This window comes from Pseudomonas alcaligenes (assembly GCF_041729615.1).
Lineage (GTDB): Bacteria > Pseudomonadota > Gammaproteobacteria > Pseudomonadales > Pseudomonadaceae > Aquipseudomonas > Aquipseudomonas alcaligenes_B.
In genome coordinates this window covers 1,703,807-1,726,996 of the sequence record NZ_CP154874.1, presented here as the reverse complement: position 1 = coordinate 1,726,996, position 23,190 = coordinate 1,703,807, and the positions used below count along the sequence as shown (strand labels likewise).

General features: G+C 68.8%; 26 protein-coding genes and 1 riboswitch. Of the genes, 11 read left to right on the top strand and 15 right to left on the bottom strand.

The window, feature by feature from the left end; translation table 11 throughout:
* Window positions 1-36 precede the first annotated feature (36 nt).
* The 6 genes from AAG092_RS08375 to AAG092_RS08350 form a co-directional block, all read right to left on the bottom strand.
* Window positions 37-408 (bottom strand): gamma-butyrobetaine hydroxylase-like domain-containing protein, encoded by a 372-nt coding sequence (locus tag AAG092_RS08375; protein WP_373389317.1) that lies wholly within the window; start codon window positions 406-408, stop codon window positions 37-39.
* Between the two features lie 54 nt (window positions 409-462).
* The gene (gene hslU / locus AAG092_RS08370; protein WP_110683447.1) at window positions 463-1,803 is read right to left on the bottom strand and encodes an HslU--HslV peptidase ATPase subunit; all 1,341 of its coding nucleotides are present in this window, start codon (window positions 1,801-1,803) and stop codon (window positions 463-465) included.
* Between the two features lie 23 nt (window positions 1,804-1,826).
* Complete coding sequence (gene hslV / locus AAG092_RS08365; RefSeq protein WP_068824557.1) at window positions 1,827-2,357, bottom strand: ATP-dependent protease subunit HslV; 531 nt, start codon at window positions 2,355-2,357, stop codon at window positions 1,827-1,829.
* 97 nt (window positions 2,358-2,454) lie between these two features.
* A complete protein-coding gene (locus AAG092_RS08360) occupies window positions 2,455-3,144 on the bottom strand; it encodes an SPOR domain-containing protein (RefSeq protein ID WP_373389316.1) in 690 nt (229 codons plus the stop codon).
* Window positions 3,145-4,884, bottom strand: a complete 1,740-nt coding sequence (gene argS / locus AAG092_RS08355) for an arginine--tRNA ligase (RefSeq protein WP_373389315.1) — start codon at window positions 4,882-4,884, stop codon at window positions 3,145-3,147.
* A 178-nt stretch (window positions 4,885-5,062) separates the two neighbouring features.
* Window positions 5,063-7,282: a primosomal protein N' gene (locus AAG092_RS08350; protein WP_373389314.1), complete on the bottom strand. Its 2,220-nt coding sequence runs from the start codon at window positions 7,280-7,282 to the stop codon at window positions 5,063-5,065.
* Between the two features lie 163 nt (window positions 7,283-7,445).
* Between AAG092_RS08350 and rpmE the strand changes: the two genes are divergently transcribed.
* The 4 genes from rpmE (at window position 7,446) to AAG092_RS08330 (ending at window position 11,259) form a co-directional block, all read left to right on the top strand.
* Window positions 7,446-7,658, top strand: coding sequence for a 50S ribosomal protein L31 (gene rpmE, locus AAG092_RS08345; protein WP_110683452.1), 213 nt, complete (start codon window positions 7,446-7,448; stop codon window positions 7,656-7,658).
* A 5-nt stretch (window positions 7,659-7,663) separates the two neighbouring features.
* Window positions 7,664-8,467, top strand: a complete 804-nt coding sequence (locus AAG092_RS08340; protein WP_373389313.1) for a thermonuclease family protein — start codon at window positions 7,664-7,666, stop codon at window positions 8,465-8,467.
* Window positions 8,464-9,903, top strand: coding sequence for a M48 family metalloprotease (locus AAG092_RS08335; RefSeq protein WP_373389312.1), 1,440 nt, complete (start codon window positions 8,464-8,466; stop codon window positions 9,901-9,903). Before AAG092_RS08340 ends, AAG092_RS08335 begins: the two co-directional genes overlap by 4 nt.
* A gap of 87 nt (window positions 9,904-9,990) precedes the next feature.
* Complete coding sequence (locus tag AAG092_RS08330; protein ID WP_110683454.1) at window positions 9,991-11,259, top strand: malic enzyme-like NAD(P)-binding protein; 1,269 nt, start codon at window positions 9,991-9,993, stop codon at window positions 11,257-11,259.
* Between the two features lie 125 nt (window positions 11,260-11,384).
* Here the strand turns inward: AAG092_RS08330 and AAG092_RS08325 are convergent, their stop codons facing one another.
* From AAG092_RS08325 to AAG092_RS08305, 5 genes are all read right to left on the bottom strand, one after another.
* Entirely contained in the window at window positions 11,385-12,071 is a 687-nt protein-coding gene (locus AAG092_RS08325; RefSeq protein ID WP_373389311.1) for an OmpW family protein, read from the bottom strand.
* Between the two features lie 121 nt (window positions 12,072-12,192).
* Complete coding sequence (locus AAG092_RS08320) at window positions 12,193-12,702, bottom strand: DUF3299 domain-containing protein (RefSeq protein WP_110683456.1); 510 nt, start codon at window positions 12,700-12,702, stop codon at window positions 12,193-12,195.
* Window positions 12,703-12,710: 8 nt separating this feature from the next.
* The gene (locus tag AAG092_RS08315) at window positions 12,711-13,973 is read right to left on the bottom strand and encodes an ABC transporter permease (RefSeq protein ID WP_373389309.1); all 1,263 of its coding nucleotides are present in this window, start codon (window positions 13,971-13,973) and stop codon (window positions 12,711-12,713) included.
* Window position 13,974: 1 nt separating this feature from the next.
* Window positions 13,975-14,682, bottom strand: coding sequence for an ABC transporter ATP-binding protein (locus AAG092_RS08310; protein ID WP_373389308.1), 708 nt, complete (start codon window positions 14,680-14,682; stop codon window positions 13,975-13,977).
* An 80-nt stretch (window positions 14,683-14,762) separates the two neighbouring features.
* Window positions 14,763-15,371: a DUF2796 domain-containing protein gene (locus tag AAG092_RS08305; RefSeq protein ID WP_373389307.1), complete on the bottom strand. Its 609-nt coding sequence runs from the start codon at window positions 15,369-15,371 to the stop codon at window positions 14,763-14,765.
* A 112-nt stretch (window positions 15,372-15,483) separates the two neighbouring features.
* On the opposite strand from AAG092_RS08305, the gene AAG092_RS08300 reads away from it, so the two are divergent.
* Window positions 15,484-15,816: a hypothetical protein gene (locus AAG092_RS08300; RefSeq protein WP_373389306.1), complete on the top strand. Its 333-nt coding sequence runs from the start codon at window positions 15,484-15,486 to the stop codon at window positions 15,814-15,816.
* Here the strand turns inward: AAG092_RS08300 and AAG092_RS08295 are convergent.
* From AAG092_RS08295 to AAG092_RS08280, 4 genes are all read right to left on the bottom strand, one after another.
* Window positions 15,813-16,247 (bottom strand): acyl-CoA thioesterase, encoded by a 435-nt coding sequence (locus AAG092_RS08295; protein WP_373389305.1) that lies wholly within the window; start codon window positions 16,245-16,247, stop codon window positions 15,813-15,815. The two genes, AAG092_RS08300 and AAG092_RS08295, sit on opposite strands and share 4 nt — an antisense overlap.
* On the bottom strand, window positions 16,247-17,119 hold the full coding sequence (gene trxA, locus AAG092_RS08290; protein ID WP_373389304.1) for a thioredoxin: 873 nt from the start codon (window positions 17,117-17,119) through the stop codon (window positions 16,247-16,249). Before trxA ends, AAG092_RS08295 begins: the two co-directional genes overlap by 1 nt.
* Window positions 17,120-17,191: 72 nt before the next feature.
* Window positions 17,192-17,848, bottom strand: coding sequence for a methyltransferase (locus AAG092_RS08285; RefSeq protein ID WP_373389303.1), 657 nt, complete (start codon window positions 17,846-17,848; stop codon window positions 17,192-17,194).
* Window positions 17,845-18,300, bottom strand: coding sequence for a YbaY family lipoprotein (locus AAG092_RS08280; protein WP_373389302.1), 456 nt, complete (start codon window positions 18,298-18,300; stop codon window positions 17,845-17,847). Before AAG092_RS08280 ends, AAG092_RS08285 begins: the two co-directional genes overlap by 4 nt.
* A 132-nt stretch (window positions 18,301-18,432) precedes the next feature.
* Between AAG092_RS08280 and nrdR the strand changes: the two genes are divergently transcribed.
* The 6 genes from nrdR to nusB all read left to right on the top strand — a co-directional run bounded on the left by nrdR (window position 18,433) and on the right by nusB (window position 23,179).
* On the top strand, window positions 18,433-18,897 hold the full coding sequence (gene nrdR, locus AAG092_RS08275; protein ID WP_021700999.1) for a transcriptional regulator NrdR: 465 nt from the start codon (window positions 18,433-18,435) through the stop codon (window positions 18,895-18,897).
* Window positions 18,894-20,009 (top strand): bifunctional diaminohydroxyphosphoribosylaminopyrimidine deaminase/5-amino-6-(5-phosphoribosylamino)uracil reductase RibD, encoded by a 1,116-nt coding sequence (gene ribD / locus AAG092_RS08270; protein ID WP_373389300.1) that lies wholly within the window; start codon window positions 18,894-18,896, stop codon window positions 20,007-20,009. The genes nrdR and ribD overlap by 4 nt, the downstream gene beginning before the upstream one ends.
* An 85-nt stretch (window positions 20,010-20,094) precedes the next feature.
* Window positions 20,095-20,239, top strand: a riboswitch (FMN riboswitch).
* Between the two features lie 120 nt (window positions 20,240-20,359).
* Window positions 20,360-21,022, top strand: coding sequence for a riboflavin synthase (locus AAG092_RS08265; RefSeq protein ID WP_021701001.1), 663 nt, complete (start codon window positions 20,360-20,362; stop codon window positions 21,020-21,022).
* An 11-nt stretch (window positions 21,023-21,033) separates the two neighbouring features.
* Window positions 21,034-22,113, top strand: coding sequence for a bifunctional 3,4-dihydroxy-2-butanone-4-phosphate synthase/GTP cyclohydrolase II (ribBA, locus tag AAG092_RS08260; RefSeq protein ID WP_373389299.1), 1,080 nt, complete (start codon window positions 21,034-21,036; stop codon window positions 22,111-22,113).
* Window positions 22,114-22,220: 107 nt separating this feature from the next.
* The gene (gene ribE, locus AAG092_RS08255; protein ID WP_373389298.1) at window positions 22,221-22,697 is read left to right on the top strand and encodes a 6,7-dimethyl-8-ribityllumazine synthase; all 477 of its coding nucleotides are present in this window, start codon (window positions 22,221-22,223) and stop codon (window positions 22,695-22,697) included.
* A 2-nt stretch (window positions 22,698-22,699) separates the two neighbouring features.
* Entirely contained in the window at window positions 22,700-23,179 is a 480-nt protein-coding gene (gene nusB / locus AAG092_RS08250) for a transcription antitermination factor NusB (RefSeq protein ID WP_258371565.1), read from the top strand.
* The last annotated feature ends 11 nt before the right edge of the window (window positions 23,180-23,190 follow it).

Here is a 23,190-nt window from a genome sequence, read left to right as displayed (position 1 = left end):
AGCTAGAGCCTGCTGCGAGGCTATTGGGAAGATGCCCTAGAGCATCAGGCGAACGACCGATTCGTCTGGGTCGCGCGACTTGCCGGCGGCGGCCAGCTGGGCCAGGTAGTCGGCCCACAGCTCATCCTGGCGGGTGGCGAGCTGGTAGAGGTAGTCCCAGGTGTACAGGCCGCTGTCGTGGCCGTCGTCGAAGCACAGTTTCAGTGCATAGTTGCCGGCCGGCTCGATGCGCTCGAGCGCCACCTTCAGCTTGCCGTGCTGCAGGATCGGCCTGCCGTGCCCCTGCACCTCGGCCGAGGGCGAGTGCACGCGCAGGAACTCGGCGCTGAGGCTGTAGCTCTGCTCGCCGTAGCGCAGCTCCAGGGTTCTGGAGGCCTTGTGCAGTTTGATCGCGCTGGGCGTGGGCATGCTCGTTTCCAGAGGCTGGGCGGCCCGGATGCGCTCTGGGCCGCGGGGCTGTGTTTACAGAATGTAGCGCGACAGGTCTTCGTCCTGCGCCAGCTCGCCGAGGTGGCCGTTGACGTAGGCGGCGTCGATGCGGATCGGCGTGCCGTTCTGCTGCCCGGCCAGGTCGCCGGCGCTGAAGGAGACTTCCTCCAGCAGGCGTTCGAGCAGGGTGTGCAGGCGGCGGGCGCCGATGTTCTCGGTCTTCTCGTTGACCTGCCAGGCGATCTCGGCCAGGCGCTTGATGCCGTCCGCGGCGAACTCGATGTCCAACCCCTCGGTCTTGAGCAGCTCGCGGTACTGCTCGGTGAGCGAGGCGTGCGGCTCGCTGAGGATGCGCTCGAAGTCCTGCGGCGACAGGGCCTTGAGTTCGACGCGGATCGGCAGGCGGCCCTGCAGCTCGGGCACCAGGTCGCTGGGCTTGGCCAGGTGGAAGGCACCAGAGGCGATGAACAGGATGTGGTCGGTCTTGACCATGCCCAGCTTGGTGTTGACCGTGCAGCCCTCGATCAGCGGCAGCAGGTCGCGCTGCACGCCCTCGCGGGAGACGTCGGCGCCGCCGACATTGGCGCGCTTGGCGACCTTGTCGATCTCGTCGATGAAGACGATGCCGTGCTGCTCCACCGCCTCCAGGGCGCGGGCCTTGAGTTCCTCCTCGTTGACCAGGCGCGCGGCTTCCTCGTCGCGGATCAGCTTGAGGGCGTCCTTGACCTTGAGCTTGCGGCTCTTCTTCTTGCCCTTGCTCAGGCCGGAGAACAGGTTCTGCAGCTGGCTGGTCATCTCCTCCATGCCCGGCGGGGTCATGATTTCCACGCCCAGCGGCGCCTCGGCGACCTCGATGTCGATCTCCTTGTCGTCCAGCTGGCCCTCGCGCAGGCGCTTGCGGAACAGCTGGCGGGTGTTGGAGTCCTGGGTCGGCTGCGGGTCTTCGTTGAAGCCGACGCGGGCCGGCGGCAGCAGGGCGTCGAGGATGCGCTCCTCGGCGGCGTCCTCGGCGCGATGGCGCATCTTCTGCACTTCCTGCTCGCGCAGCAGCTTGAGCGCGGCGTCGGCCAGGTCACGGATGATCGACTCGACGTCGCGGCCGACATAGCCGACCTCGGTGAACTTGGTCGCCTCGACCTTGAGGAAGGGTGCGTTGGCCAGCTTGGCCAGGCGCCGGGCGATCTCGGTCTTGCCGACGCCGGTGGGACCGATCATCAGGATGTTCTTCGGCGTCACTTCCTGGCGCAGCTCGGCCGGCAGCTGCATGCGCCGCCAGCGGTTGCGCAGGGCGATGGCCACGGCGCGCTTGGCGTCGTCCTGGCCGATGATGTGGCGGTTGAGCTCGGAAACGATCTCGCGGGGCGTCATGGACATAAATGTGGCTCCGGAAGCCGCGCTCATTCGGCGCAGTCTTCTTCCTCGATGGTCAGATTCTGGTTAGTGAAGACACAGATGGAGCCGGCAATGTTCAACGCGGTCTCGGTGATTTCGCGGGCGGACAGCTCGGTCTTCTGCAACAGGGCCATGGCCGCGGCCTGGGCGAAGCCGCCGCCGGAGCCCATGGCGATCAGGCCGTGCTCGGGTTCGACCACGTCGCCGTTGCCGGTGATGATCAAGGAGGCGTCCTTATTGGCCACTGCCAGCATGGCTTCCAGGCGGCTCAGCGAACGGTCGGTGCGCCAGTCCTTGGCCAGCTCGACGGCGGCGCGCACCAGGTGGCCCTGGTGTTTTTCCAGCTGGCCCTCGAAGCGCTCGAACAGGGTGAAGGCGTCGGCGGTGGCACCGGCGAAGCCGGCCAGCACCTGGCCGTGATAGAGGCGGCGGACCTTCTTGGCGTTGCCTTTCATCACGGTGTTGCCGAGGGAAACCTGGCCGTCGCCGCCCATGACGACTTTGCCGTTGCGGCGGACTGAAACGATGGTGGTCAAGGGGTGGATCTCCACGCAGCGGGGCAGAAGTGCCCGAATGGAGACTCAGATGGGGTGGCCCGCCCGGCTTTTCAACCGGGCGGTCACAAATCGCGGATCAGCGGGACTGGCGCTGCTGTAACAGCAAGTTGCTGAAGCCGCTGGCGGCCAGCTGCTTCTGCGCGGTGGCCAGCTGCTCGCGGCTGGCGTAGGGGCCGACCAGCACGCGGAACCAGTTCTCCTCGCGCACCTTGCCCGACTCCACCTGCACGTTCTGGCCGAGCAGGAGGATCTGCGCGCGCACCTTGTCGGCATCCTCGCGCTTGCGGAACGAGCCGGCCTGGAGGAAGAACTGGGTGGTGACCGGCGCCTTGGCCACCACCACCGGCGGCGGTGGCGGGGTCTGGCCGTTGAGCGCGGCCTCGGCGCGGGCGGCGTCGATCTTGGCGGCCTCCTCGGGCGTCACCGGCTTCTGCTCCGGCGGCTTGGGTGCGTCGGCCGGCGGCAGGGCATCCGGCGGCACTATGACCTCGGACTCCGGCAGCAGGGTATAGAAGTCGTACTTGGGCTTGGCCGGCTCCGTTGCCACCGGCGGCTTCTGCTGCTGCGCGGCTGCTCGCTTCTGCTCCTCGGGCTTGCTGCGCTTCACCTCGTCGCGGCCCGGCTCCAGGCTGAACAGGAACATGAAGAAGGCGCCGACGGCGGCGCCGCAGGCCAGCCATACCCAGCCCGGCACCGGCTTCTTCGCCGGCGCCTGGTAGCGGCTGGCGCCGCGCTTGGGCGCGGGCTTCTTCTTCGCTGCCGCCACTTACATGCGCTCCAGGGTCTGCAGGCCGAGCAGCTCCAGGCCCTGCTTGAGGGTGCGGCCGGTCAGCGCGGCCAGGCGCAGGCGGCTCTGCTGGGTGGCTTGGTCCTCGGCGGCGAGGATCGGGCAGTTCTCGTAGAAGCTGGAGAACAGGCCGGCCAGGTCGTACAGGTAGGCGCAAAGCAGGTGCGGCTCGCCCTTGCCGGCGACGTTGCCCAGGGTGTCGGCGAACTGCGCCAGCTTGCCGGCCAGGGCCTGCTCCTGCGGCGCCTCGATGCGAATGCGCCCGCCGATCTCGGCCACTTCCTTGCCCAGCTTGCGCAGCACGCTGGCCACGCGGGTGTAGGCGTACAGCAGGTAGGGCGCGGTGTTGCCCTCGAAGCTGAGCATCAGCTCGAAGTTGAAGCGGTAGTCGCTGGTGCGGTGCTTGGACAGGTCGGCGTACTTCACCGAGGCGATGCCGACCACGCGGGCGATGTGGCGCAGCTCGTCTTCGGAGAGCTCCGGGTTCTTCTCCTTGACCAGGGCGTAGGCGCGCTGCTCGGCCTCGTCGAGCAGCTCGACCAGCTTCACCGTGCCGCCGTCGCGGGTCTTGAACGGCTTGCCGTCCGGGCCGTTCATGGTGCCGAAGCCCATGTGCTCCAGCGCCATGTCGGCCGGCACGAAACCGGCCAGGCGCGCGCAGGCGAAGACCATCTGGAAGTGCAGGGCCTGGCGCTGGTCGACGAAGTACAGGGCACGCTCGGCCTTGAGCACATTGGCGCGGTAGCGGGTAGCGGCCAGGTCGGTGGTGGCGTACAGGTAGCCGCCGCCGGCCTTCTGCACGATCAGTGGCAGCGGGTTGCCCTCGGCGTTCCTGAACTCGTCCATGAACACGCACTGGGCGCCGTTGTCCTCGGTGAGCAGGCCCTTGGCGGCGAGGTCGGCGATGACCTGGGGCAGGTCGTCGTTGTAGGCGCTCTCGCCCTTGACGTCGGCCATCGACAGCTTGACGCCGAGGCGGTCGTAGATGGCCTGGCAGTGGCTCAGGGAAATGTCGTTGAAGCGGTTCCACAGGCGCAGGCACTCGGCGTCGCCGGCCTGCAGCTGGACCACCAGCTCGCGGGCGCGGTCGGCGAACTCGGCGGACTCGTCGAAGCGCTTCTTCGCCGCGCGGTAGAAGGACTCCAGGTCGGCCAGCTCGGCGTCGCTGCCGACCGGCTGCTCCTGCATGTAGGCCAGCAGCATGCCGAACTGGGTGCCCCAGTCGCCGACGTGGTTCTGGCGGATCACGGTATCGCCGAGGAACTCCAGCACCCGCGCCACGCCGTCGCCGATGATGGTCGAGCGCAGGTGGCCGACGTGCATCTCCTTGGCCAGGTTGGGCGCCGACAGGTCGACCACCACGCGCTGCGCCGGACCGTTCTTGCGCACGCCGAGGCTGGCGTCGGCCAGCGCCGCTTCCAGGCGCTGGGCCAGGGCGTCGCTGTTCTGGAAGAAGTTGAGGAAGCCGGGGCCGGCGATTTCCACCTTGGCGATGCCGGCGTCGGCCGGCAGGGCGGCAACCAGCTTCTCGGCCAGGTCGCGCGGCTTCATGCCGGCCGGCTTGGCCAGCATCATGGCGATGTTGCTGGCGAAGTCGCCGTTGCTCCGGTCCTTGGTGTTCTCCACCTGGATGGCCGGGCTCAGGTCCGCGGGCAGCACGCCCTCGGCGGTGAGGCGGGTCAGGGCTTGCTGGATCAGGTGGCGAATGCTGTCTTTCATGGTCTGCTCGGTCGGCCGCGGCTGGTCGAAAACTATGCATTATCGGCGCCCGAGGGGCGCAGCTTCAAGCTTTGACGGCCGGCAGCCCGCAGGCGGTCTCGCCAGCTGGGGAAAACCGGGCGAGGTTGCGGGGCTCGCCGACGGCGCGAGTCGCCGTTTTCGCCGTGTCGCAGGGCGCTCAGAACAGGTCGATGGGGTCGACATCCAGCGACCAGCGCACCGCGCGGCCGGCCGGCATGGCTTCGAGAATCGGCAGCCAGTGCGCCAGCAGCCTGTGCAGCGGCGCGCGGCTGGCGCACTGCAGCAGCAGCTGGGCGCGGAAACGCCCGGCGCGGCGCTCCATCGGCGCCGGCACCGGGCCGAGCAGCTCGATGCCGCTCAGCTTGAGCTCCGCACACAGCTGCTCGGCATAGGTGCAGGCGTCGTCGAGGAAGGCCTCGGCCTGGCCCGGCTTGTGCGCCTCGCCGCGCAGCAGGGCGAGGTGGGCGAAAGGCGGCAGGCCGGCACCGCGGCGCTCGCTCAGGGCCTGCTCGGCGAAGGCCGGGAAGCCTTGCTCGGTGAGCTGGACCAGCAGCGGATGGTCGGCCAGGTGGCTCTGGATGATCACCTTGCCCGGCTCCTCGGCACGCCCGGCGCGCCCGGCGACCTGGACGATCAGCTGGGCCATGCGCTCGCTGGCGCGGAAGTCGGCGGAGAACAGGCCGCCGTCGGCGTCGAGGATGGCGACCAGGGTCACGCGCGGGAAGTGGTGGCCCTTGGCGAGCATCTGGGTGCCGACCAGGATGCACGGCTCGCCCTGGTTGATGGTGGCGAACAGCTTGTCCATGGCGCCCTTGCGCGCCGTGCTGTCGCGGTCGATGCGCAGCACCGGGAACTGCGGGAAGAGGATGCCCAGGCGCTCCTCGGCGCGCTCGGTGCCGGCGCCGACCGGGCGCAGGTCGACCTTCTGGCAGTCCGGGCAGTTGTGTGGCGTGCGCTCGACATGGCCGCAGTGGTGGCAGCGCAGCTCGTGGTGGCGCTGGTGCAGGGTCATGCGCGCGTCGCAGCGCGGGCACTGGCTGATCCAGCCGCAGTCGTGGCACAGCAGGGTGGGGGCGAAGCCGCGGCGGTTGAGGAACACCAGCACCTGCTGGCCGGCCTCCAGGGTCTGGCCGATGGCCTGCTGCAGCGGGCGCGAGATGCCGGCGTCGAGCGGCAGGCTCTTCACGTCCAGGCGCAGGAAGCGCGGTGGCTTGGCGTTGCCGGCGCGCTGGCCGAGCTTGAGCAGGGCGTAGCGGCCGGCGTGGGCGTTGTGCAGGCTCTCCAGCGAGGGGGTGGCCGAGCCCAGCACGATCGGCAGGTTCTCCTGGCGCGCGCGCACCAGGGCCAGGTCGCGGGCGTGGTAGCGCAGGCCTTCCTGCTGTTTATAGGAGGCGTCGTGTTCCTCGTCGACCACGATCAGCCCGGGGTTCTTCAGCGGGGTGAACAGTGCGGAACGGGTGCCGATGACGATGTCGGCCTCGCCGTCGCGCGCTGCCAGCCAGGCATCCAGGCGCTCGCGGTCGCCCACGCCGGAGTGCAGCAGGGCGATGCGCGCATTGAAGCGGCGGGCGAAGCGTTCCACCGTCTGCGGCCCCAGGTTGATCTCGGGGATCAGCACCAGGGCCTGCTTGCCGGCTTCCAGGCAGTGGCGGATCAGCTGCAGGTAGACCTCGGTCTTGCCGCTGCCGGTGACGCCGTACAGCAGGTAGGCGCCGAAACCGCCCATGCCGGCCTGCACGGCGTGGAAGGCGGCGCGCTGCTCGGGGTTGAGCGGCAGCTCCGGCTGCGCCAGCCAGCCGCCATGGCGGGTGAGCGGCGCGCTGCGGCGTACCTCGACGCGCACCAGGCCCTTGTCCAGCAGCAGGTCGAGGCTGTCCTTGTTCAGCTGCAGCTTGCTCAGCAAGGCGTGCGGCACGCCGTGCTGGTGCTGCGCCAGGGCGCGCAGGGCCTCGCGCTGGCGCGGCGCGCGGGCCAGGCGCGGATCGTCGGCGCTGGCGCCTTCCACGGCATGCCAGTAGCGCTCCTGGCGCGCCTCGGCCGGCTCGCCCTGGCGCAGCAGCACCGGCAGGGCCCAGCTGAGGGTGTCGCCGAGGCTGTGCTGGTAGTACTGCGCCGTCCACAGGCACAGCTTGAACAGCGGCGCCGGCAGTGGCGGCGTGCGGTCGAGCAGCTGCAGGGCCGGCTTGAGCTTGTCCGCCGGCACCTCGCTGTGCTGCGCCACCTCCACCAGCACGCCTACCACCTCGCGGCGGCCGAACGGCACGCGCAGCCGTACCCCCGGCTGCAGCGCGGTGCGCGGCACCCCATGCGGCGCCAGGTAGTCGAACAGGCGGCGCAGCGGCGAGGGCAGGGCGAGGCGCAGGATGGTGTCGGGCACGGCGAACTCCGGAATTCGAGGCGGCGATGCTAGCACGGCCGCACGTCGCCACGGCGTGCCGGCGGCTTGCGCGCGAATGGCGGTCTGGTATAGTGCGCGGCCTATTTCCGTGCGGTACTCGGCAGCGAGCCGGGTGGCGGCACACCCAACCGAGGAAAAAGCGATGAAAGCCGATATCCATCCGCAGTACGAAGAAGTCACCGCTACCTGCAGCTGTGGCAACGTCATCAAGACCCGTTCCACCCTGTGCAAGCCGCTGAGCCTGGACGTGTGCTCCGAGTGCCACCCGTTCTACACCGGCAAGCAGAAGGTCCTGGACACCGGCGGCCGTATCGATCGCTTCAAGCAGCGTTTCGGCGTGTTCGGCAGCAAGTAAGCCGAATGGTGGTGCAGACCACGTTGCTGAAAAAGGCGTCCCTGGTGGGCGCCTTTTTCGTTTCTGCCTGCCTGGCCCTGCCGGCCCAGGCCTTCTGCCCGCTGCGCGCGGACCTGCCGCAACAGCGCGTGGCCAAGGTGGTGGATGGCGACACCCTGCGCCTGGCCGATGGCCGCAGCGTGCGCCTGATCGGCGTCAACGCGCCGGAGCGGGCGCGCGACGGACGTCCGGCCGAGCCTTTCGCCGAGGCGGCGCAGCGGCGCCTGCAGGCGCTGGTGGCGGCCAACGACGGCCGCGTCGGCCTGCGCCTGGGCGCCAAGCCGCGCGATCACTACGGGCGCACCCTGGCGCATGCCTACGACCGCGCCGGCCACAATCTGGAAGCGCAGCTGCTGGCCGAGGGCCTCGGCTACCGGGTGGCCTTCGAGCCGGCGAATGGGCTGGAGGACTGCCAGCGCAGCGCCGAGCAGGCCGCGCGCCAGCAGCGCCTCGGCCTCTGGCAGGGGCGGCAGGTGCTCAGCGCCTTCGATCTGCGTGGCGGCGGTTTCGCCCTGGTGCGCGGGCGCGTGGACCAGGTGCAGCGCAATCGCGGCGGCCTGTGGATCGAGCTGGACGGACCGCTGGTACTGCGCGTCGAGCCGAAGCTGCTGCGCCACTTCGATGTCGAGGCCCTGCAGACCCTGGTCGGACGCCAGGTGGAGGCGCGCGGCTGGGTGATTGACCGCTCCCGGCGCGGCGGCGTACAACCGGGGCAGGCCCGCTGGATGCTGCCGCTGAGCCATGCGGCGATGCTCGAGGTGCTGCCATGAAACTGCGTCTGTTGCTGCTGTTGCCCCTGCTCCTGCAATTGCTCGGCTGTGCCGTCAACCCGGCCACCGGCAAGACCGACTTCGTGATGATGAGCGAGCAGCAGGAGATCGACCTGGGTCGCAGCTATGCCCAGGAGATCGCCAAGCAGTACCCGCGCTACGCCGACGAGAAGCTGCAGGCCTATGTGCAGCGGGTCGGCGAGCGGGTCGCCCGGCACGGCCACCGCAGCAACCTGGACTACCGCTTCACGGTGATCGACAGCCCGGACATCAATGCCTTCGCCATTCCCGGCGGGCACATCTATATCCACCGCGGGCTGATGGCCTACCTCGGCTCCGAGGCGGAGCTGGCCGCCGTGCTCGGTCACGAGGTCGGCCACGTCACCGCACGCCACAGCGTGCGCCAGCAGAGCCAGTCCACCGCCTGGAACATCCTCGGCCAGGCCGTGGCCATCGGCACCGGGGTGGGCGCCGCCGGCGACCTCGCCAGCACCCTGGGCAACGCCTTCGTGCGCGGCTACGGCCGCGACATGGAACTGGAGGCCGACGGCTTCGGCGCCCAGTACCTGGCGCGCAGCGGCTACGACCCGCAGGCGATGATCGAGGTGGTCAAGGTGCTGAAGAACCAGGAGGACTTCGCCCGTGACGAGGCCCTGGCCAAGGGCCAGGAAGTGGCGCCGGCCGGCTACCACGGCCTGTTCGACACCCACCCGGACAACGACACCCGCCTGCGCCAGGTGGTGGCCGCCGCCACCCCGCTGGCCACCGGCCAGGGCGAGGTGGGGCGCGAAACCTATCTGCGGATGATCGCGGGCATGCCCTTCGGCGACTCGGCCGAGGCCGGCGTGCGCCGTGGCCAGCGCTTCTACCATGTCGGCCTGGATTTCACCCTGGGCCTGCCGCAGGACTGGGAGCTGATCAACCGGCCCGACGCGCTGATCCTGCACAGCCCGGACCAGCAGGCCTTCATGGTCATGAGCATGCAGGGGCTCAAGGACGCGACCAGTGCCCAGGAGTTCATCCGCCAGCGCACCGGCGGCCGCGGCCTGAGCGGCGAGCAGAGCTTCCGCCAGCACGGCCTGGAGGTGACCACCGGCGTGCTGCCCGGCAATGGCGCCAAGCGCGTGGCGGTGGTGATGCGCGGGCGCGACGCCTTCCAGTTCGTCGGTGCGGTCAAGGGCCGCGCTTCGCTGGAAAGCGCCGACGATCGCTTCATGGACATCGTGCGCAGCTTCCGCCCGCTGCAGGCGGACGAGCGCCGCCTGGGCGAGCCGCGGCGCCTGGCTCTGGTGCAGTTCCAGCGCGGGCAGAGCCTGGAGGAGCTGAGCCGGCAGATGGAGGGCGAGGGTGACCGGCTCAAGCGCTTGCGTCTGCTAAATGGTCTGTATCCGACCGGTCAGCCACTTCCTGGCGATTGGCTCAAAGTGGTTCGCTGAGTCGCTGCGAGCCCCGGCCTTGTGGGGCCTGGCCTTCTTGCGTATGCTCGCTCGCCTGCCTTTCACAGCAAAGCGGAAATAGCCGAAATGTCCGATCTGAAAACTGCCGCTCTCGAGTATCACGCTCAGCCCCGTCCGGGAAAGCTCAGCGTCGAACTGACCAAGCCCACCGCCACCGCCCGTGACCTGTCCCTGGCCTACAGCCCGGGCGTGGCCGAGCCGGTACGCGAGATTGCCCGTGACGCCGAGCTGGCGTACCGCTACACCGGCAAGGGCAACCTGGTGGCAGTGATTTCCGACGGCACCGCGATCCTCGGCCTGGGCAACCTCGGCCCGCTGGCCTCCAAACCGGTGATGGAAGGCAAGGGCGTGCTGTTCAAGCGCTTCGCCGGCATCGACGTGTTCGACATCGAGGTCGACTCCGAGAGCCCGCAGGCCTTCATCGACACCGTCAAGCGCATCTCCATCACCTTCGGCGGCATCAACCTGGAAGACATCAAGGCGCCCGAGTGCTTCGAGATCGAGCGCGCGCTGATCGAGCAGTGCGATATCCCGGTGTTCCACGATGACCAGCACGGCACTGCCATCGTCACCGCCGCCGGCATGCTCAACGCCCTGGAAATCGCCGGCAAGACCCTGGCCGAAGCCAAGATCGTCTGCCTCGGCGCCGGCGCCGCTGCCATCTCCTGCATGAAGCTGCTGGTGAGCATGGGGGCCCAGGTCGAGAACATCTTCATGCTCGATCGCAAGGGCGTGATCCACGCCGGCCGCGACGACCTCAACCAGTACAAGGCGGTGTTCGCCCACGCCACCGACAAGCGCAGCCTGTCCGACGCCCTCGACGGCGCCGACGTGTTCGTCGGCCTGTCCGGTGCCAACCTGCTGAGCCAGGAAGACCTCAAGCGCATGGCGCCGAACCCGATCGTCTTCGCCTGCTCCAACCCGGACCCGGAGATCAAGCCGGAGCTGGCCCGTGAGGCGCGCCCGGACGTGATCATGGCCACCGGCCGCTCGGACTACCCGAACCAGGTCAACAACGTGCTCGGCTTCCCCTTCATCTTCCGCGGTGCCCTGGACGTGCGCGCCACCCGCATCAACGAGGAAATGAAGATCGCCGCCGCCAACGCCCTGCGCGAGCTGGCCAAGCTGCCGGTGCCCAAGGAAGTCTGCGAGGCCTATGGCGGTATCGAGCTGAGCTTCGGCCGCGAGTACATCATTCCCAAGCCGATGGACGCGCGCCTGATCACCGTGGTCGCCGATGCCGTGGCCAAGGCCGCGATCGAGAGCGGCGTGGCGACCCTGCCCTATCCCAAGCACTACCCGCTGAAGTCGGTGGATGACGTGTTCAACGGCTGATCGCCAGCGCCATGAAAAAGCCCCGCCAGTGCGGGGCTTTTTTGTGCCCGCGCGGTCGTGCCTCGGGCAGCAAAAAGGCCCGCACCGCGTGGCGCGGTGCGGGCCCTCGAGGGTTGCCGGGCGGCTTAGAACTTGTAGCCCAGGCCGACCATGTAGACGAAGGGATCGACGTCCACGTCCACCTCGACTTCGCGGCCGCCGAAGCTGGTGCTGCCCTGGGTGTCGATGTCGATGTAGCGCACCTGGGCGTTGAGCATGACGTTGTCGGTCAGCATGTAGTCCATGCCCACCTGGGCGGCCAGGCCCCAGGAGTCGTCCAGATCCAGGCCGCTGAAGCCCTTTTCCTCGGCCTCGCCGGTCAGCTCGGTGTCGAAGAACCAGGTGTAGTTGATGCCGGCGCCGACATAGGGCTGGAAGGCCGAGCCGGCGTCCAGCGGGTAGTACACCACGCTCAGGGTCGGCGGCAGGTGCTTGAGCTCGCCGAGCTTGCCGTTGAGGCCGGCGAACGGACCGGGCATGCCCTTGACGCCGACGTTGTGGCTGAACGGGGTAGCGGCCAGCAGTTCGATGCCGACGTGGTCGGTGACCATGTAGGCGAAGTTCAGGCCCAGCTGGGTGTCGCTGTCCAGGGTGGCCTTGGTGCCGGCCACATCGGTGCCGAGGGCGCCGACCCAGATGTCGCTGCTGTCTTCGTGCGGGTCGACGGTGGCGGCGCCGGCACGGACGATGATGTCACCGGCCTTGTGGGCCTGGGCCAGCGGGGTGGCCAGGGCGAGGGCGATCAGGGATGTGGCGAGCAGGGTCTTCTTCATCTTGGGGGCTCCGGGGGAGTCAGCAATGTGTGTTGGCTGACGTTCATCCTAAGGAGCCCCGCGGGCGATCACTTGACCTGGCTCAATGGCCGCGCACCCCGGGGTGCGGCGGCCTGTCGCACTACATCTCGTAGGGATAGATCTTTTCCGCGGCCATGCGGTAGCCGGCCTCGGCCAGTTCGCTGCTGACCTGCTCGGTGCGCAGCGGCCCCTCGATCCAGAAAGGCTGGTACAGCGCGTCCATCAGCACGCCCAGTTCGCTGGTGACATGCACGATCTGGTTGGACGGTGGCGGCGGCACGTGGATGCAGGCGCCGAAGTAGGGCACGAAGAGGAACTCGGTTACCCGGCCTTCCTCGGTCACGTCCAGCGGCACTATGTAGCCGGGCAGCCTGATCTGTTGGCCGTCCAGGGCCTTGACCACCGGTGCGGCCGGCGATTGCTGCCTGGCCGCCGGGCCGCTCTCGGCGGCCAGGGCGTCGGCCAGCTGGGTGAGATCGTGCATCGGCATCTGCTGCGCCGGTTGCGGCGGTGCGTCTGGCGGGACCAGTTCGCTCCAGGTCAGCTCGCGCGGCTCCGCGGCCCAGAGCGAAGTGGTACAGAACAGCAGGGCGAACAGCAGATGACGCATGGACAACCTCACAGGCGAATGGACAGGCCGTCGGCCAGCGACTGCCGATAGGCGCGCCAGGCCGGCACGCCCCCCATCAGCAGGGCGGCGCCCAGAATAGCGCCGAGCAGGCTCCACTCATAGGCGCTGGGCAATGCCAGCGGCAGATACAGGCCGTACTGCGCCTGCACCCAGCCCTGGCTGGCGGCGATGCCGCCGTACAGCAGGGCCAGGCCCAGCGCCGCGCCGGCCAGGGCCAGCACCAGCGCCTCCAGCACCAGCAGCCCGGCGATATGCCAGGGGCGCGCGCCGACCGAGCGCAGGATGGCCATCTCGCGGCGGCGTTCGTTGAGGCTGGTGAGGATGGCCGTGAGCATGCCGATCAGGCCGGTCAGCACGACGAACAGCGAGACCACGAACAGCGCCTTCTCCGCCGTGCCCATCAGGCTCCACAGCTCCTGCAGGGCCACGCCGGGGAGGATCGCCAGCAGCGGCTCGCCGCGGTACTCGTTGACCTGGCGCTGCACGGTGAAAGTGGCGACCTTGCTCTTCAGGCCGAGCAGCACGGCGGTGATGGCCTTGGGTTGCAGGTGCATCTCGCGCGCCTGCTCGGCGCTGACCCTGGCCGCGCCGCGTGCCGGCATGCCGTTCTGCCAGTCGACGTGCAGCGCCTCCATGCCGGCCAGCGAGATGTGCAGGGTGCGGTCGACCGGCGTGCCGGTGCGAGCGAGGATGCCGACCACACGGAACGGCTTGTCGTCGTGCTGGGTCAGGCTGACGGTGGCCACGCCGTGGGCCAGGACGATCTGGTCTCCCAACTTGTACTTCAGTGCCTCGGCCACTTCGGCGCCGAGCACCACCTCGAACAGGTCGGCGAAGGGCTTGCCCTGGGCCAGCTGCAGAGGCTGGCCGCGGCCGTAGCGGTAATGCTCGAAGTAGCCGGTGTCGGTGCCCAGCACCCGGTAGCCGCGGTGCGAGTCGCCCAGCGACAGCGGGATGGCCCACTTCACTTGCGGGTGTCTGGCCAGGGTCTCGAAGCTGTCCCAGCGAATGTTGTTGGTGGCGTTGCCGATGCGGAACACCGAGTACAGCAGCAGGTTAACGCTGCCCGAGCGCGCGCCGACGATCAGGTCGGTGCCGCTGATGGTGCTGGCAAAACTGGCGCGCGCCTCGGTGCGCACGCGCTCGACGGCCAGCAGCAGGCACACCGAGAGGGCGATGGCGAACACCGTAAGCAGGGCGGTGAAGCGGCGGTTGGCCAGGCTGGCCAGGGCGATGCGTAATAAATGCATGTCAGACCTCCGCCGGTTTGCTGGCGCGGTTCAGCTCGGCCAGCGAGACACTGCGATCGAACAGTGGCGCCAGGCTCTGGTCGTGGCTGACGAACAGCAGGCTGGCGCCCGCTGCGCGGCACTCGGTGAACAGCAACTGGAGGAAGGCCTCGCGGGCGTCGTGATCCAGCGCCGAGGTCGGTTCGTCGGCGATCACCAGCTCCGGCTGGCCGATCAGCGCGCGGGCGGCGGCGACCCGCTGCTGCTGACCGATCGACAAGGAATCGGCGCGGCGCTCCAGCAGCTCGGCCTTCAGACCCAGGTGCTGCAGCAGTTGAGCGGCGGCATTGTCGACGCTGCCGTGGCGCTCGCTGGCGCGGCGGGCGCGGCTCTTGGAGAAGCGGCAGGGCAGCTCGACGTTCTCGCGCACCGAGAGGAACGGCAGCAGGTTGAACTGCTGGAAGATGTAGCCGGTGTGGTCGACGCGGAAGCGGTCGCGGGCGCCGGAAGACATCTGCGCCAGCTCCTGGCCGAGCAGCTTGAGGTTGCCTCGGCCAGGCTTCTGCACGCCGCCGAGCAGGCCGAGCAGGGTGGTCTTGCCGCTGCCGCTGGGGCCTTTGAGGAACAGGCTCTCGCCGCGGCGCAGGGTGAAGGCGGGGATATCCAGCAGCTCGGCCTGGCCGGGCCAGGCGAAGCCTAGGTCGGTGAGTTCGATCAGTGCGTCGGACATGGGCGATCCGCGAGTCGGAGAAGGCGACAGCTTAAAGGCAAGGAGAGCGCCGGCGCACCCGCAGGATGCGCCGGCGTGTTTCAGAAGCTCAGGCGCGAATTGCTCGGGGTCAGCTCGGCGCCCTGCTGGCCGCTCGGGCCGATCAGCTGTACGTCCAGTTTCTCGGTGGCCGGGAAGGTGCCGAAGAAGCTGCCCAGCTCCAGGGTCTGCAATGCCCCGGCATTGGCGCAGACGAAGCGGTAGCTGGCCTCGATATCACTATGGCCGGGCTCGTCGCCGTGGTCATGATGCTCATGCTCATGCTCATGCTCATGCTCATGCTCATGCTCATGCTCATGCTCGGCGAACAGCGGGCTTTTCAGCTCGTTTTCCTGCACTGCGCACTGGGCCTCGGCCGGCAGGGCGAACAGCGCCTGCGGTTGCTCCAGGTGCTGGCGTGCGGCGGTGACCTTGGCCTTGTCGGCGTCGCTCTTGGCCTCGTGCTCGAAACCGACCAGGTTCATGGCCGGGCTCTGCAGCTGGATCTCCAGGGTCTGGCCATCCAGCGCCACATTGAGGCTGGCCACGCCATGCTCATGCTTGCCCAGGCTGCCGTGCTCCTCATGGGCATGATCGTGCTCGTGGCTGGCGGCCTGGGCGATGGTCAGCGGCAGCAGGGCGAGAGGCAGGGCGAGCAGGATGCGGCGCATGGGGCGAACTCCGGTGATGGATTGTTAGGTTATGTTGTAACATTTGTCCGTGGCGATTGGCCAGTCTCGGCGCGCATGGCAGCATGGCGGCCTGCTGTTCGGGAGAGTGAAGATGCTGCGAATCAAGGGGCGGGTCGGCGACTGGCCGGTGGACCTGACGCTGGAGATGGATGCCGAGGACTGGGCTCGGCTGGCGGCGCATTTGCCGCTGGAAGCGCCACCCGGCGCGGTGCGCAGTGTTAGTCCGGCCGACGACCTGTGGCACCAGGCGCAGGAACTGCTGCAGCGCGCCGGCAGCCTGGAGGGGCCGCAACTGCTCGGCGAACTGGCCGCCCTGGCCGGTGGCGAGGCGGCCGGCAAGCGCCTGCTGGTGCGCCTGCGTCATTGCCCGCAGGTGCAGGTGGAAAGCGCCGAGGCGGCGCCGCTGTATCGCTGGATCGGCTAGCCGGCCTGATTGATCGTCACACCCGGTGCGCCGCGCTCCAGCTGGGCGCGGATGGCCTCGGGGATGGCGACCTTGGTGAAGGCCCGGGCATCGACCATCACATAGGTGACCTCGGCGCGGGCGATGGCGGCCTGGTCGGCTTGGCGGCGGATGTCCACTTCCAGGCTGAACGAGCTGTTACCCAGGCGCAGGCTGCGCACCTCCAGCTGCAGCACGTCGTCGAAGCGCGCCGGCGCGCTCCAGTCGGTGACCATGCGCACCACCTGGCTGTCCAGGCCCTGCTCCAGCAGAGCCTGGTAGCTGCCGAACACGGCGCGGTAGAACTCGGTGGCCGCCACGTCCACGTAGTCGCCGTAGCGGGCTTTGAACACCACCTGCTGGGCGTCGCACTCGCCGTAGCGCACCCGCAGCAGTAGGCGGAAGGGCGCCATCAGTAGATCGCCTGGTACAGCTTGCGGCGGTACAGGGTGACCAGCGGGTGGTCGTTGCCGAGCAGGTCGAACACCTGCAGCAGGGTCTTGTGCGGCAGACCTTCCTGGAAGCTGCGGTTGCGTACGAACAGCTTGAGCAGGCCGTCCAGCGCCGCCTCGTACTGCTGGCGCGCCAGCTGCTGCACCGCCAGCTGGTAGCTGGCCTCGTCGTCGTCCGGGTTCTGCGCCAGACGGCTCTTCAGCTCGGCGCCATCCGGCAGGCTGGCGGCCTGGCGCAGGAAGGTCAGCTGGGCGCGGGCCGCGGCCAGGGCCTGCTTGTGCTCGTCGCCCTTGACCGCGTTCAGCACCGCCTCGGCTTCGCCCAGCTCGCCGCGTTCGGCCAGGCAGCGGGCGTAGAGGATCAGCGCCGCGCCGTTCTCGTTGTTCTCGGTCAGCACCTGCTTGAGCAGGGCCTCGGCCTCGCCGAAGCGCTCCTCGGCGAACAGCGCCTGGGCCGTCTCCAGCGGATCGGCGGCCAGCGGCGCCGGCTCCGCCACATGCGGCTTGAGCATTTCGCGGATGGCCGACTCCGGCTGGGCGCCGGCGAAACCGTCGACCGGCTGGCCGTCCTTGAACAGCACCACGGTCGGCAGGCTGCGGATGCCGAAGCGCATGACGATGTCCTGCTCGGCGTCGCAGTCGACCTTGGCCAGCAGCAGTTCGCCGCGGAACTCCTCGGTGATCTTCGCCAGCAGCGGCATCAGCGCCTTGCACGGCGCGCACCACTCGGCCCAGAAGTCGACCAGCACCGGCTTGTGGAAGGAGTTCTGGATCACCAGCTGCTCGAAATTGGCGGCACCGGAGACGTCGAAGATGTAGGGGGTATCGCTCATGGCTGTTCTCGGAGAGGCGAAAGGCTGGAACTATAAATGCGGGCAAGGCGCCACGGATACAAGTAGCCCGGATCAGGCGCGCTTGGCGTGGTACAGGCTGACATTACGGAATTCCGCCGGCTCGGCCAGGTCCGGCCAGGTGCAGGCCTCCAGCAGGCCGAGGCGGGTGTAGCGCGGGTGCTGGAAATCCTTGACCCGCGAGTCGGCCACCAGCGCCTCCCGGCCGCGCGTTAGGAAGGCATCCAGCAGCGGCAGGTTGGCGCGGTCGTAGAGCACGTCGGCGACGATGATCAGGTCGAAGCGGTCTTCCTCGGCGAAGAAGTCCAGCGAGTAGCTCAGCTCGACGCCGTTCAGCGCGGCGTTGGCGCGGCAGGAGGCAATGGCCAGCGGGTCGAGGTCGCAGGCCACCACTTCCGCCGCCCCGGCCTTGGCCGCGGCGATGGCCGCCACGCCGGAGCCGGCGCCGAAGTCCAGCACGCGCTTGCCGCGTACCCACTCGGGGCGCTCCGCCAGCCAGCGCGCCAGGGCCAGGCCGCTGGCCCAGCAGAAGCTCCAGTAGGGCGGCTCCTCGAGGATGCGTCGGGTCTCCTCCGGGCTGAAGCTGCGCTCCATATTGCTCGGATCGACCAGCCACAGGCGGATGTCGGTGCCGGGCAGGGTCTCGGCGCTCAGGCGGGCGTCGCCGAGCAGCTGTTGCAGGGCGTTCTGCAGTTCGGCGGGGGCGTTCATGGTGCGCTGACCAGGGGCAGGGCGCCGAAGTCGCGGCTGTCGGCCTGCAGCACCCGCTGCGGCGGCAGGCGCAGGATCAGGCGGCCGGACTGGCTGATGCGTGCGCGCAGCTCGATCCGCGCGCCACCGGGAAACTGTTGCGGGTCGAAGCGCAGGCGAAAGGGCAGGGCGTTGCCGGTGCCCGCCAGCGCCTGGCTGGCCAGCAGGCGCTGCGGGCGATCGCGCTCGTCCACCACCAGCAGTGCCAGCTCCACGTCGCTGCCGGCCGGCGGGGTCAGCAGGCTACCACGCAGCTCGCGCAGATGGGCGGGCAGCGGCTGCTCGATGGGCGCGGCAGGCTTGATCGCCACCGAGGGTTTGGCCGGAGCGGGCGCTGTCACGGGCTTGGGCGCTTCGCCGGCGCAGGCGGCCAGCAGCAGGAACAGGCAGGCGAGAAGGGGGCGGCGGGGCATGGCGGCATCCGATGCGGCAGATGATTCTGGAATAGCGCAAAAAACGCGCGCCTGTATACCGCAAAGCCTGCGGCTTGTCTTGCCGGGACCATGCGCTACCATGGGCCACCGTTCCGTAGGGCCTCTTCCTTCATGCACTGTCCGTTCTGCTCCGCCAACGACACCAAGGTCATCGACTCCCGCCTGGTCGCCGAGGGCGAACAGGTGCGCCGCCGCCGCGAATGCGTGGCCTGCGGCGAGCGCTTCACCACCTTCGAGACCGCCGAGCTGGTGATGCCGCGCCTGATCAAGTCCGACGGCAGCCGCCAGCCGTTCGACGAGGACAAACTGCGCGCCGGCATGCAGCGCGCGCTGGAGAAGCGCCCGGTGAGCGTCGAGCGCCTGGAGGAGGCCATCGCCCACATCAAGCACCGCCTGCGCGCCACCGGCGAGCGCGAGATCAAGTCGCGGGTGCTCGGCGAGCTGGTGATGACCGAGCTGCAGAAGCTCGACGAGGTCGCCTATATCCGCTTCGCCTCGGTGTATCGGCGCTTCCAGGACCTCAACGAGTTCCGCGAGGAGATCGAGCGCCTGGCCCGCGAGCCGTCGAAAGAATGAGCGCGGTCGACCAGCAGTTCATGGCCCGCGCGCTCGAGCTGGCGCGCAAGGGGCTGTACTCCACACATCCCAATCCACGGGTCGGCTGCGTCATCGTGCAGGACGGCAGGATCGTCGGTGAAGGCTGGCACGCCAAGGCCGGCGAGCCGCATGCCGAGGTGCACGCGCTGCGCCAGGCCGGCGACAAGGCGCGCGGCGCGACCGCCTACGTAACCCTGGAACCCTGCAGTCATCACGGCCGTACCCCGCCGTGCGCCGATGCGCTGGTGGCGGCCGGCGTGGCGCGGGTGGTGGCGGCCATGCAGGACCCCAATCCCGAGGTCTCCGGCAAGGGCCTGCTGCGCCTGATGCACGCCGGCATCGCCGTGCACAGCGGCGTGCTGGAGGCCGAGGCCAGGGCGCTGAATGCCGGTTTCATCAAGCGCATGGAGCAGGGCCTGCCCTACGTGCGGGTCAAGCTGGCCATGAGCCTGGACGGCCGCACGGCGATGGCCAACGGCGAGAGCCAGTGGATCACCGGGCCCGAGGCGCGCGCCGCCGTGCAGCGCCTGCGCGCCCGCGCCAGTGTGATCATCACCGGCGCCGATACCGTGCTCACCGATCAGGCTCGCCTGACCGTGCGTGCCGAGGAGCTGGGCCTGAATGCCGAGCTGACCGCCCTGGCTCTCGACCGCCCGCCGCTGCGCGTGCTGGTCGACGGGCGCCTGCGCGTGCCGCTGACCGCACCCTTCTTCCAGGCCGGCCCGGCGCTGGTCGCCACCTGTGCGGCGGCCGCCGCCCGCGACCGTTTCCTCGAAGATGGCCACGAGCTGTTGGCGGTGCCCGGCAGCAATGGCCACGTCGACCTGCGCAAGCTGCTGCTGGAGCTGGCCGCGCGTGGCGCCAACGAGGTGCTGGTGGAGGCCGGGCCCAAGCTGGCCGGCGCGTTCGCCCGGGCCCATCTGGTCGACGAGTACCAGCTGTTCGTCGCGCCCAAGTTCCTCGGTTCCAGCGCCCGCCCGCTGCTGGATTGGCCGCTGGCGCGCATGGCCGAGGCGCAGGAGCTGGATATCCGCGAGATGCGTGCCATCGGCGACGACTGGCGGATCACCGCCGTGCCCAGGGCGCACTGAGCCGTTCGATGGGTTTGATCGAAGCGCCGCCATGCAGCGGTGCGGCAAATATGGTAAAAAGCCAGCCGCGGCCGTTCGCCGGTCGCAACGTTCTCAGGGCGGGGTGAAATTCCCCACCGGCGGTAATGGCGCGTAGCGCCTAGCCCGCGAGCGCCTTTCCAGCGAAAGGGACAGCAGACCCGGTGCGATTCCGGGGCCGACGGTATAGTCCGGATAAAGAGAGAGCGGGATTCCCTTCCGGGGCGCCGTCCGTCTGCGCCCGCGAAAATCCCTATCGATCGGCATTGCCCTGTTTTTGACCAAAACAGGAGTTCGTCCATGCTGCATTGCACCAGTTTCCGGGAGGACGCATGTTCACCGGCATAATCGAATCCATCGGTACCATCCGTGCGATCACGCCCAAGGGTGGCGACGTGCGCGTCTACGTCGAGACCGGCAAGCTGGACCTCGGCGACGTCAAGCTGGGCGACAGCATCGCGGTCAACGGCGTCTGCCTCACGGCGGTCGAGTTGCCGGGTGACGGCTTCTGGGCCGACGTCAGCCGCGAGACCCTGACCCGCACCGCCTTCGTCGACCTCAAGGCCGGCAGCCGCGTCAACCTGGAGAAGGCCCTGACCCCGACCACCCGCCTCGGCGGCCACCTGGTCAGCGGCCATGTCGACGGCGTCGGCGAGATCATCAAGCGCGAGGACAACGCCCGCGCCATCCAGTTCAGCGTGCGCGCCCCGCGCGAGCTGGCCAAGTACATTGCGCTGAAGGGCTCGATCACCGTCGACGGCACCAGCCTGACGGTCAACGCCGTCAACGGCGCCGAGTTCGAGCTGACCATAGTGCCGCATACCCTGGTCGAGACCATCATGGCCGACTACCGGCCGGGGCGTCGGGTCAACCTCGAAGTGGACCTGCTGGCGCGCTACCTGGAGCGCCTGCTGCTTGGCGACAAGGCCGCCGAGCCCAGCGCTTCCGGCATCAGCGAAGCTTTCCTGGCCGAACACGGCTACCTGAACAAGTGAGACGCGCCGCCATGGCCCTGAATACCGCAGAAGAACTGATCGAAGACATCCGCGCCGGCAAGATGGTCATCCTCATGGATGACGAGGACCGCGAGAACGAGGGCGACATCATCATTGCCTCGGAATGCGTGACCGCCGAGCACATCAACTTCATGGCCCGCTTCGCCCGCGGCCTGATCTGCATGCCGATGACCCGCGAGCGCTGCGAGCTGCTCAAGCTGCCGCTGATGGCGCCGCGCAACGGCTCCGGCTTCGGCACCAAGTTCACCGTCTCCATCGAGGCGGCCGAGGGCGTCACCACCGGCATCTCCGCCGCCGACCGCGCGCGTACCGTGCAGGCCGCGGTGGCGCGCAACGCGGTGGCCGACGACATCGTCAGCCCCGGCCACATCTTCCCGCTGATGGCCCAGCCCGGCGGCGTGCTGGCCCGCGCCGGCCACACCGAGGCGGCCTGCGACCTGGCGCGCATGGCCGGCTACGAGCCGAGTGGCGTGATCTGCGAGATCATGAACGACGACGGCACCATGGCCCGTCGCCCGGAGCTGGAAGTGTTCGCCGCCGAGCACAATCTCAAGATCGGCACCATCGCCGACCTGATCCACTACCGGCTGATCCACGAGCGCACCGTCGAGCGCGTCAGCGAGCAGCCGCTGGACACCGAGCTGGGCCAGTTCACCCTGGTCACCTACCGCGACGGCGTGGAGAACACCGCGCACATGGCCCTGACCCTGGGCAAGGTGTGCGCCGAGGAGCCGACCCTGGTGCGTGTACACAACATGGAGCCGCTGCGCGACCTGTTCCTGGTCAAGCAGCCGGGGCGCTGGAGCCTGCGCGCGGCCATGGCCGAGGTGGCCAGGGCCGGCAGCGGCGTGGTGCTGCTGCTCGGCAACCCGCTCACCGGCCCGGAACTGCTGGCCCACCTGGGCAAGCAGCCGGCGCCGAGCCCGGCCACCTACAGCACCGTCGGCGCCGGCTCGCAGATCCTGCGTGATCTGGGCGTGCGCAAGATGCGCCTGATGAGCTCGCCGATGAAGTTCAACGCCATATCCGGCTTCGACCTGGAAGTTGTAGAATACTTGCCCGCTGAATGACGACCCCGGCCGAGCGCAGCCTGCGCCCGGCCTGGCTTTTCGTTCTACATTGATACCCACGGGGTGCCCAAGGCGCCCCGGCTCTTTATACAGACTGAGACTCGCCCATGACCCTGAAGACCATCGAAGGTACCTTCATCGCCCCGCAAGGCAAATACGCCCTGGTGGTTGGCCGCTTCAACAGCTTCGTCGTCGAGAGCCTGGTCAGCGGCGCCGTCGACGCCCTGGTCCGCCACGGCGTGAAGGAAAGCGACATCACCGTGATCCGCGCGCCGGGTGCCTTCGAGATTCCGCTGGTCACCCAGAAAGTCGCCCAGCGCGGCGAGTTCGCCGCCATCATCGCCCTCGGCGCGGTGATCCGTGGCGGTACCCCGCACTTCGAATACGTCGCCGGCGAGTGCACCAAGGGCCTGGCCCAGGTGTCCATGGAGTACGGCGTACCGGTCGCCTTCGGCGTGCTGACCGTCGACTCCATCGAGCAGGCCATCGAGCGCTCCGGCACCAAGGCCGGCAACAAGGGCGCCGAAGCCGCCCTGTCCGCCCTGGAAATGGTGAGTCTGCTGGCGCAGCTGGAGGCCAAGTGAGCCTGAATCACGACGACAGCCAGGACGCTCCGCAGCCCAAGGCCAAGGGCAAGATCGCGCAGCGCCGCGTGGCCCGCAGCCTGGCCATGCAGGCGCTGTACCAGTGGCACATGGCCGGTCAGTCGCTGAACGAGATCGAAGCGCAGTTCCGCGTCGATAACGACTTCAGCGGCGTCGACGGCGCCTACTTCCACGAGATCCTCACCGGCGTGGCCCGGCAGAAGCCGGAGCTGGATGCCGCCTTCGCGCCCTTCCTGAGCATTCCGCTGGAAGAGCTGGACCCGGTCGAACTGGCCATCCTGCGCCTGTCCGCCTGGGAGCTGAAGAGCCGCGTCGACGTGCCCTACAAGGTGGTGATCAACGAAGGCATCGAGCTGGCCAAGGTGTTTGGCGCCACCGACGGGCACAAGTTCGTCAATGGCGTGCTGGACAAGTTGGCCCCGGTGCTGCGTGCGGCCGAGGTCAAGGCCGGCAAGCGCTGAGCCGGCATTCC

What these genes read in the sequence shown, in the direction of transcription:
- AAG092_RS08375 (WP_373389317.1), bottom strand. Translation starts at nt 408, where the DNA reads ATGCCCACGCCCAGCGCGATCAAACTGCACAAGGCCTCCAGAACCCTG.
- hslU (WP_110683447.1), bottom strand. Translation starts at nt 1,803, where the DNA reads ATGTCCATGACGCCCCGCGAGATCGTTTCCGAGCTCAACCGCCACATC.
- argS (WP_373389315.1), bottom strand. Translation starts at nt 4,884, where the DNA reads ATGAAAGACAGCATTCGCCACCTGATCCAGCAAGCCCTGACCCGCCTC.
- rpmE (WP_110683452.1), top strand. Translation starts at nt 7,446, where the DNA reads ATGAAAGCCGATATCCATCCGCAGTACGAAGAAGTCACCGCTACCTGC.
- AAG092_RS08340 (WP_373389313.1), top strand. Translation starts at nt 7,664, where the DNA reads ATGGTGGTGCAGACCACGTTGCTGAAAAAGGCGTCCCTGGTGGGCGCC.
- AAG092_RS08335 (WP_373389312.1), top strand. Translation starts at nt 8,464, where the DNA reads ATGAAACTGCGTCTGTTGCTGCTGTTGCCCCTGCTCCTGCAATTGCTC.
- AAG092_RS08330 (WP_110683454.1), top strand. Translation starts at nt 9,991, where the DNA reads ATGTCCGATCTGAAAACTGCCGCTCTCGAGTATCACGCTCAGCCCCGT.
- AAG092_RS08325 (WP_373389311.1), bottom strand. Translation starts at nt 12,071, where the DNA reads ATGAAGAAGACCCTGCTCGCCACATCCCTGATCGCCCTCGCCCTGGCC.
- AAG092_RS08320 (WP_110683456.1), bottom strand. Translation starts at nt 12,702, where the DNA reads ATGCGTCATCTGCTGTTCGCCCTGCTGTTCTGTACCACTTCGCTCTGG.
- AAG092_RS08315 (WP_373389309.1), bottom strand. Translation starts at nt 13,973, where the DNA reads ATGCATTTATTACGCATCGCCCTGGCCAGCCTGGCCAACCGCCGCTTC.
- AAG092_RS08310 (WP_373389308.1), bottom strand. Translation starts at nt 14,682, where the DNA reads ATGTCCGACGCACTGATCGAACTCACCGACCTAGGCTTCGCCTGGCCC.
- AAG092_RS08305 (WP_373389307.1), bottom strand. Translation starts at nt 15,371, where the DNA reads ATGCGCCGCATCCTGCTCGCCCTGCCTCTCGCCCTGCTGCCGCTGACC.
- AAG092_RS08300 (WP_373389306.1), top strand. Translation starts at nt 15,484, where the DNA reads ATGCTGCGAATCAAGGGGCGGGTCGGCGACTGGCCGGTGGACCTGACG.
- AAG092_RS08295 (WP_373389305.1), bottom strand. Translation starts at nt 16,247, where the DNA reads ATGGCGCCCTTCCGCCTACTGCTGCGGGTGCGCTACGGCGAGTGCGAC.
- trxA (WP_373389304.1), bottom strand. Translation starts at nt 17,119, where the DNA reads ATGAGCGATACCCCCTACATCTTCGACGTCTCCGGTGCCGCCAATTTC.
- AAG092_RS08285 (WP_373389303.1), bottom strand. Translation starts at nt 17,848, where the DNA reads ATGAACGCCCCCGCCGAACTGCAGAACGCCCTGCAACAGCTGCTCGGC.
- AAG092_RS08280 (WP_373389302.1), bottom strand. Translation starts at nt 18,300, where the DNA reads ATGCCCCGCCGCCCCCTTCTCGCCTGCCTGTTCCTGCTGCTGGCCGCC.
- nrdR (WP_021700999.1), top strand. Translation starts at nt 18,433, where the DNA reads ATGCACTGTCCGTTCTGCTCCGCCAACGACACCAAGGTCATCGACTCC.
- ribD (WP_373389300.1), top strand. Translation starts at nt 18,894, where the DNA reads ATGAGCGCGGTCGACCAGCAGTTCATGGCCCGCGCGCTCGAGCTGGCG.
- AAG092_RS08265 (WP_021701001.1), top strand. Translation starts at nt 20,360, where the DNA reads ATGTTCACCGGCATAATCGAATCCATCGGTACCATCCGTGCGATCACG.
- ribBA (WP_373389299.1), top strand. Translation starts at nt 21,034, where the DNA reads ATGGCCCTGAATACCGCAGAAGAACTGATCGAAGACATCCGCGCCGGC.
- ribE (WP_373389298.1), top strand. Translation starts at nt 22,221, where the DNA reads ATGACCCTGAAGACCATCGAAGGTACCTTCATCGCCCCGCAAGGCAAA.